The organism is Neorhizobium sp. PAMB6716 (genome assembly GCF_058242805.1).
This window is the reverse complement of sequence record NZ_JBZAYW010000002.1, coordinates 1,293,581-1,311,130: the sequence shown is the minus strand read 5'-3', so window position 1 is coordinate 1,311,130 and position 17,550 is coordinate 1,293,581. Positions and strand designations below refer to the sequence as shown.

The following is a 17,550-nucleotide window of genomic DNA, read 5'->3' as shown; positions in this document are numbered from 1 at the left end:
GATGCATTCGACGTCAATACTACTGCAACCTCCGCCATGCGGGCAGGACGAACCGCCCGCGCTGCGGCGGTCGCCCTCGCCATGCTTTGCGCATCGACTGCCGCAGCGGCCTATGCCGCAACCCAGGCCGAACCCGTCAAGGGTGGCGAGATCACCATCGTCAACGGTTCTGACATCAAGAGCTGGGATCCGGCCGTGACCAGCGGCACCTTTCCGGGCGGCCCGATGGACATGCTCGATGCCATCTACGGCTTCATCGTCTACACCGACGTCAACGGCAAGGTGCAGGGCGGCATGGCCGAGAGCCTGACGAGCCCAGACGCCAAGGTCTGGACGCTGAAACTGCGTCCGGGCGTGAAATTCACCGACGGCACGGCCTATGACGCCGAAGCTGTAAAATTCAACTGGGACCGCGCCGCAGATCCGGCAACACTTGCGCCCGCACAGGCCTTCGTCGCCTCCTGGAACAAGAGCATCAAGATTGTCGATCCGACGACCATCGAGATCACGCTTGCCAATCCCGACCGCAATTTCGGATCGACGCTGGCGCAGCTTGCTCCCTTTATCGCGTCGCCGGCAGCCCTGAAGGCTGCGGAAAAGAAGACCGACATCAAGCCGGTCGGCGCCGGCGCCTTCCTGCTCGACAGCTGGAACCAGGGCGTCTCGATGACGATGAAGCGCAATCCCGGTTACTGGGACCAGCCGCGTCCCTATCTCGATACGCTGAAGTTCGTCGTCATCCCCGAAACCAACAGCCGCATCTCCACCGTCGTCCAGGGCGGCGCGACGATGATGGCGGGTTACCCCTACCAGTTCGGCTCCAATGCCGAGGCGGCTGGTGTCACCACCCATGAAATCCCGCTCCCCGGCCTTTACCGCGCCTATTTCAACCAGACGAAGGGCACGTTCACGGATCGCCGCGCCCGCGAAGCGTTCTACGAAGCGCTGCAGCGTCCGCGCCTTATGAAGGCCTATACGCAGGTCGAAGGTTATGTTGCGCCGACGAACTATTTCACCAAGGATTCGCCGTTCTACGACGCGACCTACAAGCTGCCGGACTACAATCCTCAGCATGCCCAGGAGCTGTTCAACGCGCTTGCCAAGGATGGCAAGCCGTTCGACATCAAGATCGTCACCTATTCCAACTCCGACCTGAAGCGCCTCGGCTCCTATCTCCAGCAGGCGCTCGGCGCGTATGAGAATGTCTCGGTGAAGCTGGAACTGGTCGATCAGGCAATGTTGACGCCGACCTGCAAGGCGCAGGGCAATTTCGACCTCTGCGTGGATGGCGGCGTGCTCGTCTCCAACGGTGCCGAGCCGATCATCAGCAACCTCCTGAGTTCCAAGGGCAACGATAACTGGGGCAAATACAACAGCCCCGCCATGGACAAGGCTTTGGCCAGCGCCAACGCGACGATGGACCCGGCAGCGGTGAAGGCAGCCTATGGCGAGGTTCAGAAGATCGTGGCGGAGGATCTGCCCCTCTACATCTTCGGCTCTGAAACCCGCCACCTGCTGATCCGCAACAATACCGGCGGCATCGTGCCGTCAAACGGCGGCATCCTGCAAAAGCAGTTCCTGTTCGTCTGCAAGGAAGCCTGCACGACGAAATAACCAAGCGCCACGGCCGGCCCCTGCCCGCGAACGCGCGGGGCCGAGCCACGATCAGCGGCGCCTTTTCAGCCGCGAGACGTCCGGTCACTTCCGGGCGACTGCCCTGACAACCCCTCTTGAAGGTAAAATCCGATGTTTGACAAACGGCCCAGAACCACATTTCGCGAACTCATGTCGGCTGGACAGGTGTTCACACCGTGCGTCTGGGACTGTTATTCGGCCAAGGCTGCCGAGATGGCCGGCTTCAAGGCCATCCTTCTCAGCGGCGCGTCGCTCGGCTTCAGCATGTCGGGTGTTCCCGACATGGGCCTGCACAACCAGGAAGAACTGGTCTGGGCGACAGACCGCATTTCGGATTATTCGCCGCTGCCGCTGATCATCGACGCCGACGATTGTTTTGGTGACGTGGCACAGGCCTACAGAACCTGCCGCCGTCTCGCCAAGGCCGGTGCGGCCGCCATCCTGCTTGAGGATACACCCAACGAGCGCGGTTATGCCCGCTTCGGCCGCGCCATGGAGGCCGCGACCCTTGCCGGTAAGCTCGACGGCAATATCGACCACCCCGTCATCTCCAAGGAGCTCTGGCTGGCCAAGATCAAGGCGGCCCTCGATGCCTGCGAAGGCACCGATTGCGTGGTGATCGCGCGCACTGAATCGAAGCTGGAACTGGGCCTGGACGACGCCATTGAGCGCTGTATCCGCGCGGCGGAACTGGGCTGCGAGATGACCTATGTCCACGGCCTTCGCACGCTTGAGGAATGCCAGAAGGTGGCCAAGGTTCTGCCCGGCTGGAAGATGTTCGGCGATGTCGCCACCCAGAACGGCAAGGCTTTCGTCGAGCTGGAGGATATTGCCGCTCTCGGCTTCAACCTCGTCACCATGCATTATCTCGAAAAGGGTTCGATGTGGGGCATGATGGATTACGGCCACCGCGTCTTCAAGGACCAGAGCACCCGTTATGCCGACGAGCACACGATGGGCGGCCTCACCAAGGCCGAGCAGCGCGAGTTGCTGGAACGCGACATCGGCTGGATGGCGGCAGAAGACGAGTGGAAGAAGATCTGAGCCCCGCCGGCCGGCACCGCAAGGTCCCGGCCGCACCGACCATCCGACAAGAGAAACCGAACAGGGAGAATGGCGCTTGATGACCGGGTTGAAGCCTTATGTGAAGGCGGTCTCGACGCGGATCCTTGCCGGGATCCCCGTTTTCCTTCTCGTCACCTTCGGCGCCACGGCCCTGTCGAGCCTGGCGCCCGGTTCCGCCGCGCAGCTGATCCTCGGCGACAATGCAACAGTCGAGCAGGTGGCGGCGCTGAACAGCGCTTACGGCTATGATCTGCCGCTGTGGGAGCGTTATCTGAAATGGCTTGGCAACCTCCTCCAGGGTGATCTCGGCCAGACGCTGTTCAGCCAGCAGCCGGTGCTTGACGTGGTGTTTGATCGTGCAGCCGTCACCTTCGAGATTGCCTTTCTCGCCATGGCCCTGTCGCTCATTGGCATTCCCGCCGCCATGTACACGGCAAGCCATCCCGGCGGGATCGCCGACAGGTTTTTGCGCTCGCTGTCCTCCCTCCTGCTGGCCGTGCCGACCTTCGTCATCGTTGTCCTGTTGTCCTATGTCTTTGCCATCGTTCTGCGCTGGCTGCCGGCCACCGGCTGGGCCAATTTCACCGACGATCCCATCGCCAATCTCTGGTACGTGGCCCTGCCGGTCATCTGTCTCAGTCTCCACCAGACGGCCTACCTTTACCGCGTCGCGCGCAATGAGATGATCACCGTGCTGCAGGAGGACTTTGTTCAGGTGGCCCGGGCACGTGGCCTGTCACTGTCCTACATCATGCTGCGGCATGTGCTGCGGCCGTCCATGCCGCAGATCCTCACTGTCATGGGCCTGTCGCTCACCTATATGCTGGCCGGCTCCTTCGTTGTCGAAAGTTATTTTGCTGTGCCCGGCATCGGTTGGACAGTGCTGACCGCGGTCAAGAGCCATGACATTCCCCTCGTCCAGGCCATCCTGTCGCTCACCGTCGTCATCTTCGTCATCGTCTTCATGCTTGTTGACATCGGTTACGCCATTATCGATCCGAGGGTCATCGTATCATGAGTTCCCCAGGCACCCCTCTTGTGCAGGGCACGCGGCTTGGCGATATCGCCCGCGCCGCCATGCCGGCCACCAGCATGCTGAAACTTCCCGGCGGCACGCTGTTTGAAATGCTGGCCGCAGCCTTCCTCATCCTTCTGGTGCTGATCGCCCTGTTCGTGGATTTCATCCCCGGCCTTGTCAGCCCGAAATTTCCCTATGGCGATTTCTCACAAATGCCGGACCTGACGCTGAACGGACTGCTCGGCACCGACGATATCGGACGCAGCATCCTCTCGCGCGTCCTCTACGGCGCCCGCGCATCGCTGACGATCGTATTTGTCGCAACCTGCCTGTCGGTGTCGATCGGGCTGCTTCTCGGCATGCTGGCCGGCTATTATCGCGGCATGCTGGAGCGCATGGTCGATCTCTACGCCAACACCATGTCGGCGCTGCCTTCGGTGCTGGTCGTTCTGGCCTTTGTGACGGCCACCGGCACCTCCGTCGGCGCCATCATCCTCATTCTCGGCATTCTCGATATCGGCACCTATGCGCGTGTCGCAAAGGCCGGCGTCATCTCGCAGAACAACCGGGATTACGTGCTGGCAGCCCGCGCCATGGGGGCAACGGATGTGCGCATCCTCATGAAGGAAATCCTGCCAAACCTGATACCGGCGCTGACCGCCGTCATGCCGACGCTGATGGCGGGCCTCATCATCACCGAGGGGTCGCTGAGTTTCCTTGGTTACGGCATTCCGGCACCGGCTCCCTCCTGGGGCGGCATGATCGCCAGCTCCACCGACCTGCTCAGTCGTTTTCCGGTGCTGATCGTCGGCCCCACCATGGCGATCGTGCTCACCGTCTATGCGCTGAACACGGTTGGCGACTATCTCGCCCACCGCCTCAACAGCCGCGAACGGGGGAACTGAGATGAGTGAAGACCTCCCCATCCTCGCCTGCCGGGACATGTCCTGCCAGATTTCTGCGCGCCCGAAGCCGCTCGACGTGCTGCAAAACATCGATTTCACCGTGGCGCGGCGCACGGCGCTCGGCATCGTCGGGGAGTCCGGCGCGGGCAAGTCGATGCTGGTGAAGTCGATCATGGGCATCGCGCCGCAAAGCGTCAGGGTCAACGGCCAGATCATGCTCGACGGCCAGGATCTCTTTGCCATGAAGCCAAGGGACCGCGCCCGTTTCATCGGTCGCAAGGTCGGCATCGTGTTCCAGAACCCGATGACCTCGCTTAATCCATATGTTCCCGTCGGGCGCCAGATTGCGGAAGCCTGCCGGCAGCATTTCGATGTGCCGCGGGACGAAGCACGCCAGCGGGCAATCGAGCTTCTGCGCACCGTCGGCATCGCCGACCCGGAAGATTGCTACGATTATTATCCGCACCATTTTTCCGGCGGCATGAAGCAACGCATCATGATTGCCGCCAGCCTGATCTGTCATCCGGACCTGCTGATCGCCGACGAGGCAACCACTGCGCTCGACGTCACCGTGCAGAAGGAAGTGCTGGACCTGCTGCAAACCATTCAGGAACAGCGGCAGATGTCGATGATCCTGGTGTCGCACAATCTCGGCGTCGTGGCAGGACGGACCGATGAGATCCTCGTTCTCTACGGCGGCCATGTCGTGGAATACGGCCCGACGTCGGAGGTTTTTCGCAATCCGCGCCATCGGTATACCGAGGCACTTTTGTCTGCCATGCCGCAGATGGATCAGCCGGCCCATACCCGCCTGCGCACCATTGCCGGCCAGCCGCCGAGCCTTGCCAACCAGCCGGCGGGATGTCCCTTTGCCCCGCGCTGCGGTGCAGCCGAAGGCCCCTGCCACACGACCATGCCTGATATGCGCACCGGAACGGATAACCGCCACCGCTTTGCCTGCCATTTCCCGCTGGAACAGACCGTCGGCCTGGCAGTGGTTTCCGGCGCGACAGATCGGGGAGCCCGGGCATAATGACCAACACACGTCTCCCCGTCACCGGCCCATCGCCATCGCGCCTGCTCGAGATCGAAAATCTGGCCGTGCATTTCAGCCGCTCCGGCAAGCTGATGCGCGCGGTGGATGGCGTTTCGCTGCATGTCGCGGCGGGCGAAACCTTAGGCCTCGTCGGCGAAAGCGGCAGCGGAAAAACCACGATCGGACGTGCGCTTCTGCGCCTTCTGCCGGAGGCCAATACGCAGTGGCAGGGGTCGATCCGTTATCAGGGCACCGATCTTGCCAGCCTGTCGCGGGCCGGCATGCGGGGCATGCGCGGACGCATGCAGATGATTTTCCAGGACCCGGTCTCCTCGTTTAATCCGCGCCGCAGGATCGAGGATATCGTGGCCGAAGGCCTTGTGATCCAGGGTGTGCCGAAGGCCGAGCGTCGCACACGGGTGGAAGCAGCCCTTGCCGATGTCGGTTTTGCGCTGGCCGACGTGGCAGGGCGCAAACCGCACCAGTTTTCCGGCGGCCAGTGCCAGCGCATCGCCATTGCACGCGCGCTTGCGGTGCAGCCGGACCTGATCGTCTGCGACGAACCCGTCGCCTCGCTCGACGTATCGGTGCAGGCGCATGTGATCAACCTGCTTCAGGATATCCGCGAGGCGCGCCGTCTGGCGATGATCTTCATCTCGCATGATCTGGCGGTGGTGAAAAACGTCAGCGACCGGGTGGCGGTGCTTTATATGGGCAAGGTGGTGGAAATGGGCTCGGGCGAGCAGATCTACGATCGCCCGGCGCATCCCTATACACGAAAGCTTCTGGAAGCTGTGCCTGTCGTGGATGCCAGTCGCAAACTGCGCCCGGATGCAGATCAGCAGGCCATACCCTCGCGAATCCGGCCCCCGTCCGGCTGTGCCTTTCGCACGCGTTGCCCCCGCGCAGTCGCCCGCTGCGGCGAGGAGGAACCGATCCTTACGCCGGCGCCGCGCGGCCAGATGGTCGCCTGTCATTTTCCCCATGATGAACCGGCCCCGTTCTTAACCGCGAGGCAGGCATGACACCGGTGATGCAGAGCCCTGAATTTGCCGAAAGTGCATGGCCCGCCATGCTCAGCCTTTACGCCGACAGCCGCATTCCGCCGCTCTGCCTTTCCCTGCAGGAAGAGTTCGATACGGACATTCCGCTTCTCCTCGTGCTGGTGCTGGCCGACCGCAACGGCATCACCTGCATGCCCGAGGCGTTCGAGCGCTTTCTGGCCGATGCCGCCCTCTGGCGCGAGACGGTCGTGCGTCCCTTGCGGGCAGTCCGCCAGGCGATGAAGCAGGTCTGCGCCAGCGATGCGGAATTAGCGCTTCGTGAAGACATCAAGCGCACCGAGTTGCAGGCGGAAAAACTGCATGTCGCGCGCCTGACCAAAGCCCTGCCCGCAGACACAGGCGGCATACACGCGCTCGCCGACGTCTATCTGGCAAAGTGCCACCTTTCTCCGGAAAGACGGGCAGCGAGCCTGTCGCTGTTTGACGACGCGTGGGAACAGCAAGCGGCCGCGCCGACATCGATCACACCGCACCACCCTTGAGACCAGCAGGAAAGACGATTTCATCATGAGCGATTTCGATACAGTCATCCGCGGCACGCTGGTCAATGAGGACGGCGTTACGGAAAACGGGTTCGTTGCCATCCGCGACGGCCGGATCGCCCGGCTCGGCCAAGGCACACCGCCTGCAGCGGCGGAAACCCTCGACTTCGGCAGCGCACTGGTACTGCCCGGGACGATTGACGGCCAGGTGCATTCCCGCTCGCAGAAGGATCAGGAGGACTTTGTCTGGTCCACTCGCTCGGCAGCCGCCGGCGGCGTCACCACCATCGTCGACATGCCCTACGATGCCGGTACGCTGATCTCCACCGCCGACCTTCTGACCGAGAAGGCGACGAGTGCCGCCGAGCAGGCCCGCGTCGATTTCGCCCTCTACGGCACCATCCGCCCCTCCGAAGGGCCGCAGCATATCGAGGCCATGGCAAGGGCTGGCGCCATCGGCTTCAAGTTCTCCACTTTCGATACCGATCCCAACCGCTTCCCGCGCATCCCGACGCCCCTTCTGCATGCCTGCTTCGAGGCGGTTGCCAGAACCGGGCTGATTGCCGGCGTCCACAACGAAAACGACGAATGCGTGAAGGTCTGGAGCGAGGCGGTGAAGGCAACCGGCCGCACCGACTATCGTACCCATGGCGACAGTCGGCCGCCGATTGCCGAAACGCTCGCCATCGCGGAGGTCTATGAGATCGCCGAGGCGACCGGGTGCCCGGCGCATATCGTGCATTGCTCGGTCGGGCGCGGTTACGAGATGGCGGAGGCTTACCGCCGGCAGGGAGTCGACGCCACCATCGAGGCCTGCATCCATTACCTCGTGTGCAGCGAGGAAGAAGACGTCTCGCGGCTCATCGGGCGGGCCAAGTGCAATCCGCCGATCCGCTCGGCCAAGGAGCGGGAAAAGATCTGGCAGCATCTGGCCGCCGGGCGCGTCACCATCGTCTCGACCGATCATGTCGCCTGGAGCCTTGCGGCCAAATCCTCGCCCGTGATGCTGGAAAATTCCTCCGGCATGCCGGGTTTGGAAGTGCTGCCAAGCCTGCTGCTCGACGGGCTGACCGACCGCGGACTTCCCCTCGCCCATGCGCCGCGGCTGCTTGCTAGCAACCCTGCCCGACTGTTTCGCCTCAGCGACCAGAAGGGTTCGCTGGCACTCGGGCTCGACGCCGACATCGCCGTTTTTGCCGAGCGCCCGCGCCTCTACGATCCATCCGCCAGCGGCCATAACGTCGTCGGCTGGAGCCCCTATGAGGGCCGCCGCATCCGTCATGCACCGATTGCCACTTTTCAGCGCGGCGGCCTGATCTTCGATGGGACCAATGTTCTGGCAGAACCCGGCGCCGGACGGTTCGTGCGCCCCAGCGTCAACGCGCTCACCCCGGTTGCGTGAGAGCAGATGATGTCCCTGCCAACAACCGACCGCAACCGACTGCAGCAGGATCTCGATGCGCTCTCGGCCATCACAGAGCCCGGCATTCCCTGGACCCGTCGTTCGTTCACGCCGATGTTCCTTGAGGGACGTCGCCATCTGGAGGGACGCTTTCGCGCAGAAGGCCTGTCGACCGAAATCGACGCATCCGGCAATCTGATCGGCCGCTGGCAGGGCGAGGATCCGTCCCTGCCGGTGCTGATGACGGGATCGCACAGCGACACTGTGCCGAGCGGCGGCCGTTTTGACGGGATTGCCGGCATTGTCTGCGGGCTTGCCGCCATCGGGGCGCTCCGCGCGGCAGGCTATCGTCCGCGCCATACCATCGAACTGGTGGACTTTCTCGCCGAGGAACCCAGCGAATGGGGACTTTCCTGTATCGGCAGCCGCGGCATGGCTGGCGCGCTGGGGCCAGAACATCTGGCGATGAAAGGTCCCGACAACGAGGCGCTTGCAGATGCTATCCGCCGTGTCGGCGGCGCGCCGGAAAAGATCCGCCAGCACAGGCGCTCCGATATCGGCGGTTTCGTCGAGATCCATATTGAACAGGGTCCGGTTCTCGAACGTCTCGGCATCCCCGTCGGCATCGTCACGGCCATTGCCGGCATCGCGCGCCTGCGCATCCGCATCGAGGGCGAGGCAGCCCATGCCGGCACGGCACCGATGACCATGCGCGCCGATGCCGGCGTCGCCATGGCCTCCCTCGTCATTGCGCTGCGCGACGCCGCCCGCGCCGTGGAGGGACAGGGGCATTTTACGGCAACGGTCGGCATCATCCGCTTCGAGCCGGGCGGAGCCAATGTCGTCCCCGGCGCCGCCGAGGTGATTGTCGACATCCGCGCCGAAGACGACCGGGCGATGGACGATTTTCTTACGCTCGCCGAAGATCTGGCACGCCAGGCGGCCGCGAAGGAAAACTGCCGCGTCGCCGTGCTGGAAAAACTGAGCCGCACCTTCGCCGTGGCCTGCGACCCTTCACTGCGCGCGGCCATTGCAGACAGTGCAGGCGAACTGAGCCTTCAAACCCTGCCGCTCGCCTCCGGTGCCGGGCATGACGCCGCCTTCGTGGCGCAGATCGCACCGGCCGCGATGATCTTCGTGCCCTCGCGCGATGGCAAAAGCCATACGCCCGAGGAATGGACCGATACCGAGGCACTGGCGCTCGCCGCAGACCTTCTCACCCGCATGCTGGTGCGCCTGGACCAAAACCCCGAAACACCCCGCCATCCCTGAACACGCCAGGCGCCTGCGCCAGACCAATGACCTTAAGGAAAAACTCCATGACCACCATCATCTTCGACGGCGACAGCCTGACGATTGAACAGACCGTGCGGATTGCGCGCGAACACGTGCAGGTCGAGATCGCGCCTGCAGCAAGGGCCGAAATCGTCAAGAAGCGTGCCTATATCGAAGAAAACTGGCTGACTGAAAACGCACCGGCCACCTACGGCTTCAACACCGGCGTCGGCAAGCTGAAGGACTACAAGATCAACCAGGCCGACAACGAGCAGTTCCAGCTCAACATCGTCCTGTCGCACTGCTCGGGCATCGGCGAACCGGCGTCCGAAGAAATCGTCCGTGCCATGATGGCCGTGCGCATCAATGCCTTCTGCGTTGGCGTTTCGGGCCTGCGCATGGAGGTCGTGGATCGTCTGGTCGCCATGCTGAACCGCGGCGTGCATCCAGTCGTGCCGATACAAGGGTCGGTCGGCGCGTCCGGCGATCTGGCGCCGCTTGCCCACATGGTCTCCGTTCTGATCGGCTACGAGGATGCGGAAGCCTTCTACAAGGGCGAACGCATGTCGGCGCCGAAGGCGCTGGAGCTTGCCGGCATCAGCCCGGTCACCTTCGAGCTGAAGGCCAAGGATTGCCTCGCCCTCATCAACGGCAACAGCCTCTGCGCCGGCATGGGCGCCCTCACGCTCTATGACGCCGAACGGCTGATGAAGACCGCCGATGCCATCGGGGCGCTCAGCCTCGAAGCCGTGCGCGGCGAGCAGGCCGCGTTTGACGCGCGCATCCACGAGGTGCGCAAGCAGCCGGGCCAGATCGCCACAGCCGAAAACATCCGCCGTCTTGTGGAAGGTTCGCGCCGGGCTTCGGAATCAGCGCGCGCCGTGCATCTGGAAGACGATATCCTGCACCCGACCTATCATCCGCGCGTGCAGGACCAGTATTCCTTCCGCTGCCTGCCGCAGGTGCATGGCAGCTGCCGCGACCAGCTGGATCATGCCAAGGCAATCATCACCCGCGAACTGAACGCGGCCACCGACAACCCGCTGGTGTTCTGGAACGAAAATGGCGCGCTGGAATTCCTCTCCGGCGGCAATTTCCACTGCGAACCCATCGCGTTTGCGATGGATATCCTGACGATTGCGCTGATCGAAATCGGCAATATCTCGGAACGCCGCCTGTTTGCGCTCTGCGATACGACGCTGAACTACGGTCTGCCGCCAAACCTTGCCGGCAAGCCCATCGGCCTCAACTACGGCTACGGCATCATCTCCACCGCCGCCGCCGCCGTCGCCTCTGAAAACAAGACACTCGCCTTCCCGTCGGTTGCCGATACGATCCCGACCAAGAGCAGCCAGGAAGATCACGTCTCCATGGCCGCCTGGTCCTGCCGCAAGGCGCAGCAGGTGCTGGACAACCTGCCGAAAATCGTTGGCGTGGAATGCCTGCTGGCAACCAAGGCGATTTTCCTGACCCGTGATGCGCTCGGAAATTTCAAGCTCGGCCGCGGCACGCAACCGCTCTACGACGCCTTGTCCGCTGTCATTCCGCTGCAGGACGGCGACAGTTACATGCAAAAGCAGATCAAGCCGGCCTTTGCCATGGTGACAGAAGGCAAGGTTCTCGATGTCGTCGAAAAAGCCGTCGGCGCGCTGCGTTGATTGTAATCTGGCTGACGGCGCAACGCATTGTTGCCGCCGTCAGCGCACCTTGCCGGCAGAATGCGTATACCCTTGAGGCTTTGCGTGCCGCCGCATAGTCTGCCGTCCATGGACAAGATCAGCCTTGAACTTCGACCGCTCGCAAACTTCGTTGTGGCCTGTCAGAACACACGCATTTCCGAGACAGCCGCGAGCCTCGGCCACACATCCTCGGCTCTGAGCACAAGCCTGCATACCCTTGAGGAAAGGCTGGGGCTCAGCCTGTTCCTGCGACAGGGCGGTCATCTCGGGTTGCGGCCGGCAGCCTTCTGGCTTTTTCGTCACGGATATCAATTGCTGTATCTGGAGGAATATGCCCGCGGCGCATTTTCATTGCCGCGGGAAAGGCTGGACCGGATCGTCGTGTGCCTCGATCTCAGCCTTGCGATCGGCCGGTTTTCCAAGGCCCTTATCCGCGCCACCCAGGAAATGCTTCATCACGCTCCGGAAACATTCGTGGAATGGCGGTTTGCCAATTCCCATGACGGGAGCGAGGAGCCGCTGCTCACACCTGCGCTGGAGGCGCTGTTTGGGGCCAGAACGGAAACGCTCGGCATATTCTACGACGAGAGCGGCCATGATGAACCGCAGACAGTGCATCTCGGCGACGATCCCTGGATCCTCGTTGGCCAATCCGGCGCGGACCTTGATCTTTCGGCTTCTGCCGGACCGGTTGTTGTGATGAAAATGCGGCCACGCCTGATGTCGGCAATCTCTGCCTATGGCGAGCGCCATGGACTTGGCGGACGACTGAAATTCGTGGATGACGACCCCACCCAGCTTGCCCGCCTTATTCTCGAATGGCCTCACCTGCGCTTTCTGATGCCGGCCAGCATGCTGGCGGGCAGAATGGGGCTATCGCGTCTGGAATGGCGGGCTCTGACGCCAGCCCTTGTTTCACCGTTGTTTGCAAAAACGCAAACCGGATCCACGGGGAAAGGCGCAACGTTCCTGGAGATCCTGAAAAACAGCCTTGCGCGGGAGGACCAGTCTCCCGCATTCGAGCCCCGGCTGACGACACGCCAGATCCATTATTTCAATCTCACCTCCCGCAGTGGCGGATTGTCGGCCGCAGCCCGCGTTGCAAACGTTGCGCAATCCTCGATTTCGGCCCAGATCCACAAAATGGAGACGGCCATGGGGGTAAAACTTCTCGCGAGACGCAGCGAAGGTGCAGGACTTTCGCAGGCAGGCGCCAACTTGTTGCCCTTCACGATGGCCATCGAAGAGCGGCAGGCCTGGCTGATGCGCAAATCCCGCGATGTGGCAGCCCATAGCCAGGCGAACGTGCGGATTGGCACACTTCCCAGTTCAGGCCATGACAGTGCGATGACGGAAAAAATCGCTCGGGCAATCACGGCCGTCCATTCCGGTCAACCGAGCTGGAAACTCCAGATCAGCGAAGGCTCCAATGCCGTGCTGCATGAGCGTGTGAAGGCTGGTTTGCTCAATCTCGCTGTCGTTGGCGCTGCCCAGCCACAGGTGGCGCGCATTCCATTGGGCGCCAGCGAGCCGCTTTCGGTTGTCGCCAATCCGCAACTCCGGCTTCCAGATATGAGCGAAATATCCCTGGAGGATGCCTGCAAGCTGCCTCTGGTGCTCGGGGCACGGCAGTTGAGCATCCACCAGAACTTTGCCGACGCAGCCAAGGCGCGCCATCTTCCGTTGAAACCCGTCATCGAAGTCGGCTCGCTCGCACTGGCCATTGCCATTGTTCGAAGCGCACCGCTCTGCACGATCCTGCCGGCATCATCGGTTCAAAAGGATGTCGAGGCCGGTTTGCTTGTCACCATTCCCATCAGCCGCAATGAGGTGCCTGGCGCCTTGTCCATCATCTTTTCCGCCGACCGCTCCTTATCGGAGGCCGAGCGCACGATCGTGCAGACGCTTGTTGACGTGTTTGGCAAGTTTTGAACACACAGCGGAGCGTGTCGCAAAGATTCCAGCAGGGATCAACGACGTGCCGGCCGCTGCTATTGATCGTGTCCCAGTTGAACTCCGTGTCTTGCCGCAAGCCGTGTTTTCGTGGCGCGCAGTTCCGATTGCAGGCGCTCTTGCTCCCAGCCCCGGGATACGGCGAGGGCTTGCGCAATGTCATCCAGATCACGCGCGGTCAGCCGGCCGGTAATGGCAAGCGCGGTACGGCGCAGCACGAGATCTTCCAGATGCTCCACCTGTTCATGCGCTGCAATCCACGCCAGTTCCTCGAACGAATAATCCGGCGCATCGGCAAGACCGCGGGGATGTGGGCCTTCGGCTTCCAGAATGGCAAGCGCCGTCGTGCCATAACGCGATAACAGCGTATCGGCCCGCGCCTTATCCGCACCGGTTCTTGCGCAGGCCATGTCCAGCCACTTGACCCGCTCGTTCTCGCGCGGAAAACCAAGACCGCCACCGATGGCCAAGCTTTGCGTGCTGATGCGGCGTTTCTGCTGAAGCCGCGCCAGAACCATCTCGGTCACTTCCTCGGCAAAGCCGCGAAATGTTGTCCACTTGCCGCCAACGAGCGAGACGATCGGCCAGGGCCTCTCGCCCTCCGGCTCGATGACCGGCGCCGAATGATCGCGGCTGATGAGGCCGGGGGCCGTGCTGTCGGAGGCGGGAAGCGGGCGGATGCCGGCATAGGTATAAACGATCTGGCTCCTGTCGAAGGTAAGACCCGGCAACAGGCCGCTGAGGCTCTGCAGCAGGTAATCGATTTCCGTATCGCTGCAGGTGACCTGATCCGGGTCATCGTCGCGAATATCCGTCGAGCCGACCAGCGCCTTGCCGAGATAATCGAAGACAAGGCAGATGCGTCCGTCATCCGCCTCGAAATAGATCATCCGCCCGCCAAGCGTTGCGATGAGATCGGGATGATCGAGGAGAATGTGTGAGCCCTTGGTGCCGCCGATCAGACGGGAGGTTACGCCGAGATCTTCATTCACCCGGTCGATCCAGGGGCCGGCGGCGTTGATGACGAGGCGTGGGCGAATGCGCTGCTCGTTCCCGTCCTCATCGACCAATACAACGGCCTGCCCATCCGTGCCGCCGATCCGCGTATAGTTGTACGCACGCGACAAAGGGCTGGCCCGCAGGCCATCCTCGACAAGTTCCAGCACCAGCCGTTCCGGATGACTGATCTTGGCGTCATAATAGAGGCCGGCCGCCACGATGCGCGGCGTCAGCGCCGGAATGGCGGCAAGCGCCCGCGCCTTGCTCCACAGCGAATGGCGCGGCATCATGCGGTGGCGCGAACCGTAGAAATCGTAGAGCGCAAGACCGATCTTCATCAGCACCGCCCCGCGGCTTCGCGGCGCCGTGGTAGAGCCGAACAGCGTGCGAAGTGCGGCCGGAATTCCTTTGAACCAGGAGAAGATGGGGATCACCGTCGGCAGGCGGTTCACGCAATGGGGCGCGTTCTTCAAGAGAAGATTGCGCTCCAGCGTCGACTGCGCGACGAGGCGAAACTCGCCTGTCTCAAGATATTTGATGCCGCCATGGATGAGGCGCGAGGGGGCAGCCGACGTGCCGGAGCCAAAATCGGCCTTGTCGGAGATGACGCAGGTCAGCCCCTGCTCGCAGAGATCGCGAAACACCCCGGCTCCATTGATGCCGGCACCGAGGATGAGCACGTCCACGTCTTGAATATCAGTCATTGTCTGTCACCAGCTTGAGGCTCACTCCGGCCGCCCGCAAGGCATCGGCCGTTTTTGCGGGCAGGCGATCATCGACGTAAACAGCGTCGAATTCCTTGAGATCGGCAAAGAGATGCAGCGCCACCCGGTCGAATTTCTCAGAATCCACCAGCAGAACCTTGCGCACGGCGGATGCCATCATCGCCTGCTTGACGCGCACGACGAGCGGATCCTGGATCATCGCCGACGTTCCGCTGATGGCGGACGCCGAGCAGATCAAGAGATTGACGCGCAGGCGCGATAGCGCGCTTTCGCAGAGATGGCCGATAAAGGCGTGATAGGTCGGGTGATATTCGCCGCCGAGGCAGATCAGTTTCACCTCATCGAGCGCACTCAGCCGTTCCGCCAGATCAAGACTGTTGGTGACGACGGTGAGCGGCGTTACCTCCGCGATATGGGGGGCAAGCGCATTGGCCGTGGTGGAATCATCGATGAGGATGACGCTGCCGGGCTCGATTTCAGCCACGGCAGCCTTTGCGAGTGCGGCCTTGGCGGCAAGCGCGCGGGTCTTGCGAAAGCTGAACAGGCTTTCGTAAACGCCCGACGGCTGGGCGCTGACGGCACCATGCAGCTTGCGCAACACGCCCTGGCGCGCCAGATCCTCCACATGCCGATGGATCGTCATGCGCGAGACGCCGAATTCGGTGACGAGATCATCGATGCGGGCTTCGCCGCGTTCAATCACATAGGCGGCGATGGCCTCACGGCGGGTATCGGCGGTCATTCCGCGCCCTCCGATCCCAAGGCTTCGATACGGGGCCAGAGCGGCGCAAGAGCCTTCGCCAGATCGCAATGCAGGTCAAACCGCTCTTCAAGCGCCTTTTGCCGGGCGGGGTCTGGATGGTAATCATGGCCGATGGCTGTGAGGTCACGCGGATCATCGGTCGGCGAGGCAAAAAGCCCGATACCGGAGCCGGCGCAGAGGGCAGCACCCCAGGCGGCGGCCTCTTCGGTGTCTGTTACCGTCACTGTCATCCCGAGCACATCGGCAAACAATTGCGCAAAGAGCGGATTGCGCGAAATGCCACCCGTCAGCTTTGCCGTCTTCATCTCAAAACCCTGGCGCAGATCGTCCACATGGACCCGATGGTTGAACGCAATACCCTCGATCACCGCCCGCAGCATCTCTGCCCGACCGTGCCAACCGCGTAGGCCCAGAAATCCGGCGCTGGCCGTCGAGCCATGTGGCGAGCCGAACAGGTAAGGGTGAAACAGAACCGTCGAAGGGTACTGCAGTGCTTCGCCGATTTCGCGGCCAAGACGCTCATGGATAGATGCACCTTCTGCCTCTGCCGCCTTCTGGTCGGCCGCACACAATTGGTCGAGGAACCAGTCGTAATTGGCCGCAGACGCCGGCGAAATCGCCATATTGTTCCACTCCCCGAACCTCAACCCGTTGCGGCAGAACCAGCGGGCATCGACTGCAGGATGCGTCGAGACGGTCTCGTTGATGGAATAGGTGCCGGCCACCACCGCCACCTGTCCCACGCCATAACCGCCGATGCCAAGCGAAGAGGCCGTGACATCATGCAGGCCGGCAACAACAGGCGTTCCCGCGACAAGCCCGGTCAAAGCCGCTGCCTGCGGCGTCACGCCACCGATCACCGCATCCGGCAGCGCCACTTCCGGCAGGGCGGGAAAAAGTGCTCCCAGACCGTAAAGCTCGAGGATGTCAGGCGCATAGGCCTGCGACGCCACTGCGGTGAAGGAGGTGCTGGCTTCCGTCAGGTCTGTGCCGATTGTGCCGGTGAGGCAGTAACGCAGCCAGTCCTTGCAGGCAAACGCCGTCCCGATGGCGCCAAACCGCTCCGGTTCATGCTTCCGGATATAGGCCAGAAGTGATGCCGGCGCGGATGCATGGGGCCGCTGGCCGCTCAATGCGAGTGCCGCCTCCGCCGTTCCATCACCATCCCAGCGGGCAACGATGTCGCCGGCGCGGCTGTCGAGCGACAGGATGCCGTGACCGAGCGGGTGGCCGTCGCGGTCCAGAAGGTAAAGTCCATCGCCATGGGCGGTGGCAGAAACCGCTGCGATCTCGGATGCCGGCCGGCCTGAGCGCGCAACGGCTTCCGCAATCGCCTCGGCGGTTGCCGTCCAGAGGCCGGCCATATCGCGTTCCACATGATGGGCGTGCGCCATGATCTGGGGAATACGTCGCCGCGCCACCGACAGGACGGCACCCGTCTCATCGAAGACAACCGCCTTGGTGACGGTAAGGCCATTGTCGATCCCAAGCAGGCAAGGCATCGGAAGCTCCGCAAGAGCACACCGCGCGTCGAAGACCCCTGGAGGTA

General features: G+C 62.7%; 14 protein-coding genes. 11 read left to right on the top strand and 3 right to left on the bottom strand.

Annotated elements, in window-relative coordinates:
• Positions 1-36: 36 nt before the first annotated feature.
• The 11 genes from AC4CWH_RS24570 (at position 37) to AC4CWH_RS24520 (ending at position 13,493) form a co-directional block, all read left to right on the top strand.
• Entirely contained in the window at positions 37-1,614 is a 1,578-nt protein-coding gene (locus AC4CWH_RS24570; protein WP_491287758.1) for an ABC transporter substrate-binding protein, read from the top strand.
• A 132-nt stretch (positions 1,615-1,746) separates the two neighbouring features.
• Positions 1,747-2,679: an isocitrate lyase/PEP mutase family protein gene (locus AC4CWH_RS24565; protein ID WP_491285703.1), complete on the top strand. Its 933-nt coding sequence runs from the start codon at positions 1,747-1,749 to the stop codon at positions 2,677-2,679.
• Between the two features lie 79 nt (positions 2,680-2,758).
• Positions 2,759-3,718: an ABC transporter permease gene (locus AC4CWH_RS24560; RefSeq protein WP_491285705.1), complete on the top strand. Its 960-nt coding sequence runs from the start codon at positions 2,759-2,761 to the stop codon at positions 3,716-3,718.
• The gene (locus tag AC4CWH_RS24555; RefSeq protein WP_491285707.1) at positions 3,715-4,623 is read left to right on the top strand and encodes an ABC transporter permease; all 909 of its coding nucleotides are present in this window, start codon (positions 3,715-3,717) and stop codon (positions 4,621-4,623) included. Before AC4CWH_RS24560 ends, AC4CWH_RS24555 begins: the two co-directional genes overlap by 4 nt.
• Position 4,624: 1 nt before the next feature.
• On the top strand, positions 4,625-5,656 hold the full coding sequence (locus AC4CWH_RS24550) for an ABC transporter ATP-binding protein (RefSeq protein WP_491285708.1): 1,032 nt from the start codon (positions 4,625-4,627) through the stop codon (positions 5,654-5,656).
• Positions 5,656-6,684 carry an ABC transporter ATP-binding protein gene (locus tag AC4CWH_RS24545; RefSeq protein ID WP_491285710.1) on the top strand — a complete coding sequence of 343 codons (1,029 nt, stop codon included), beginning with the start codon at positions 5,656-5,658 and terminating at the stop codon, positions 6,682-6,684. The genes AC4CWH_RS24550 and AC4CWH_RS24545 overlap by 1 nt, the downstream gene beginning before the upstream one ends.
• Positions 6,681-7,205 carry a TIGR02444 family protein gene (locus AC4CWH_RS24540; protein WP_491285712.1) on the top strand — a complete coding sequence of 175 codons (525 nt, stop codon included), beginning with the start codon at positions 6,681-6,683 and terminating at the stop codon, positions 7,203-7,205. Before AC4CWH_RS24545 ends, AC4CWH_RS24540 begins: the two co-directional genes overlap by 4 nt.
• Positions 7,206-7,230: 25 nt before the next feature.
• Complete coding sequence (gene ertD / locus AC4CWH_RS24535; RefSeq protein WP_491285713.1) at positions 7,231-8,607, top strand: hydantoin-5-propionate amidohydrolase; 1,377 nt, start codon at positions 7,231-7,233, stop codon at positions 8,605-8,607.
• 9 nt (positions 8,608-8,616) lie between these two features.
• On the top strand, positions 8,617-9,879 hold the full coding sequence (locus tag AC4CWH_RS24530; RefSeq protein WP_491321791.1) for a Zn-dependent hydrolase: 1,263 nt from the start codon (positions 8,617-8,619) through the stop codon (positions 9,877-9,879).
• Between the two features lie 47 nt (positions 9,880-9,926).
• On the top strand, positions 9,927-11,540 hold the full coding sequence (gene hutH / locus AC4CWH_RS24525; RefSeq protein ID WP_491285716.1) for a histidine ammonia-lyase: 1,614 nt from the start codon (positions 9,927-9,929) through the stop codon (positions 11,538-11,540).
• Positions 11,541-11,648: 108 nt separating this feature from the next.
• The gene (locus AC4CWH_RS24520; RefSeq protein WP_491321790.1) at positions 11,649-13,493 is read left to right on the top strand and encodes a LysR substrate-binding domain-containing protein; all 1,845 of its coding nucleotides are present in this window, start codon (positions 11,649-11,651) and stop codon (positions 13,491-13,493) included.
• 59 nt (positions 13,494-13,552) lie between these two features.
• Here AC4CWH_RS24520 and AC4CWH_RS24515 read toward each other — a convergent pair whose 3' ends face one another.
• Genes AC4CWH_RS24515 through AC4CWH_RS24505 form a run of 3 tightly spaced genes read right to left on the bottom strand, consistent with a single transcriptional unit; the run spans position 13,553 to position 17,503 of the window.
• Positions 13,553-15,217, bottom strand: coding sequence for a glycerol-3-phosphate dehydrogenase/oxidase (locus AC4CWH_RS24515; protein WP_491285719.1), 1,665 nt, complete (start codon positions 15,215-15,217; stop codon positions 13,553-13,555).
• Complete coding sequence (locus tag AC4CWH_RS24510) at positions 15,210-15,980, bottom strand: DeoR/GlpR family DNA-binding transcription regulator (protein ID WP_491285721.1); 771 nt, start codon at positions 15,978-15,980, stop codon at positions 15,210-15,212. Before AC4CWH_RS24510 ends, AC4CWH_RS24515 begins: the two co-directional genes overlap by 8 nt.
• The gene (locus AC4CWH_RS24505; protein ID WP_491285723.1) at positions 15,977-17,503 is read right to left on the bottom strand and encodes an FGGY-family carbohydrate kinase; all 1,527 of its coding nucleotides are present in this window, start codon (positions 17,501-17,503) and stop codon (positions 15,977-15,979) included. Before AC4CWH_RS24505 ends, AC4CWH_RS24510 begins: the two co-directional genes overlap by 4 nt.
• Positions 17,504-17,550: the final 47 nt, after the last annotated feature.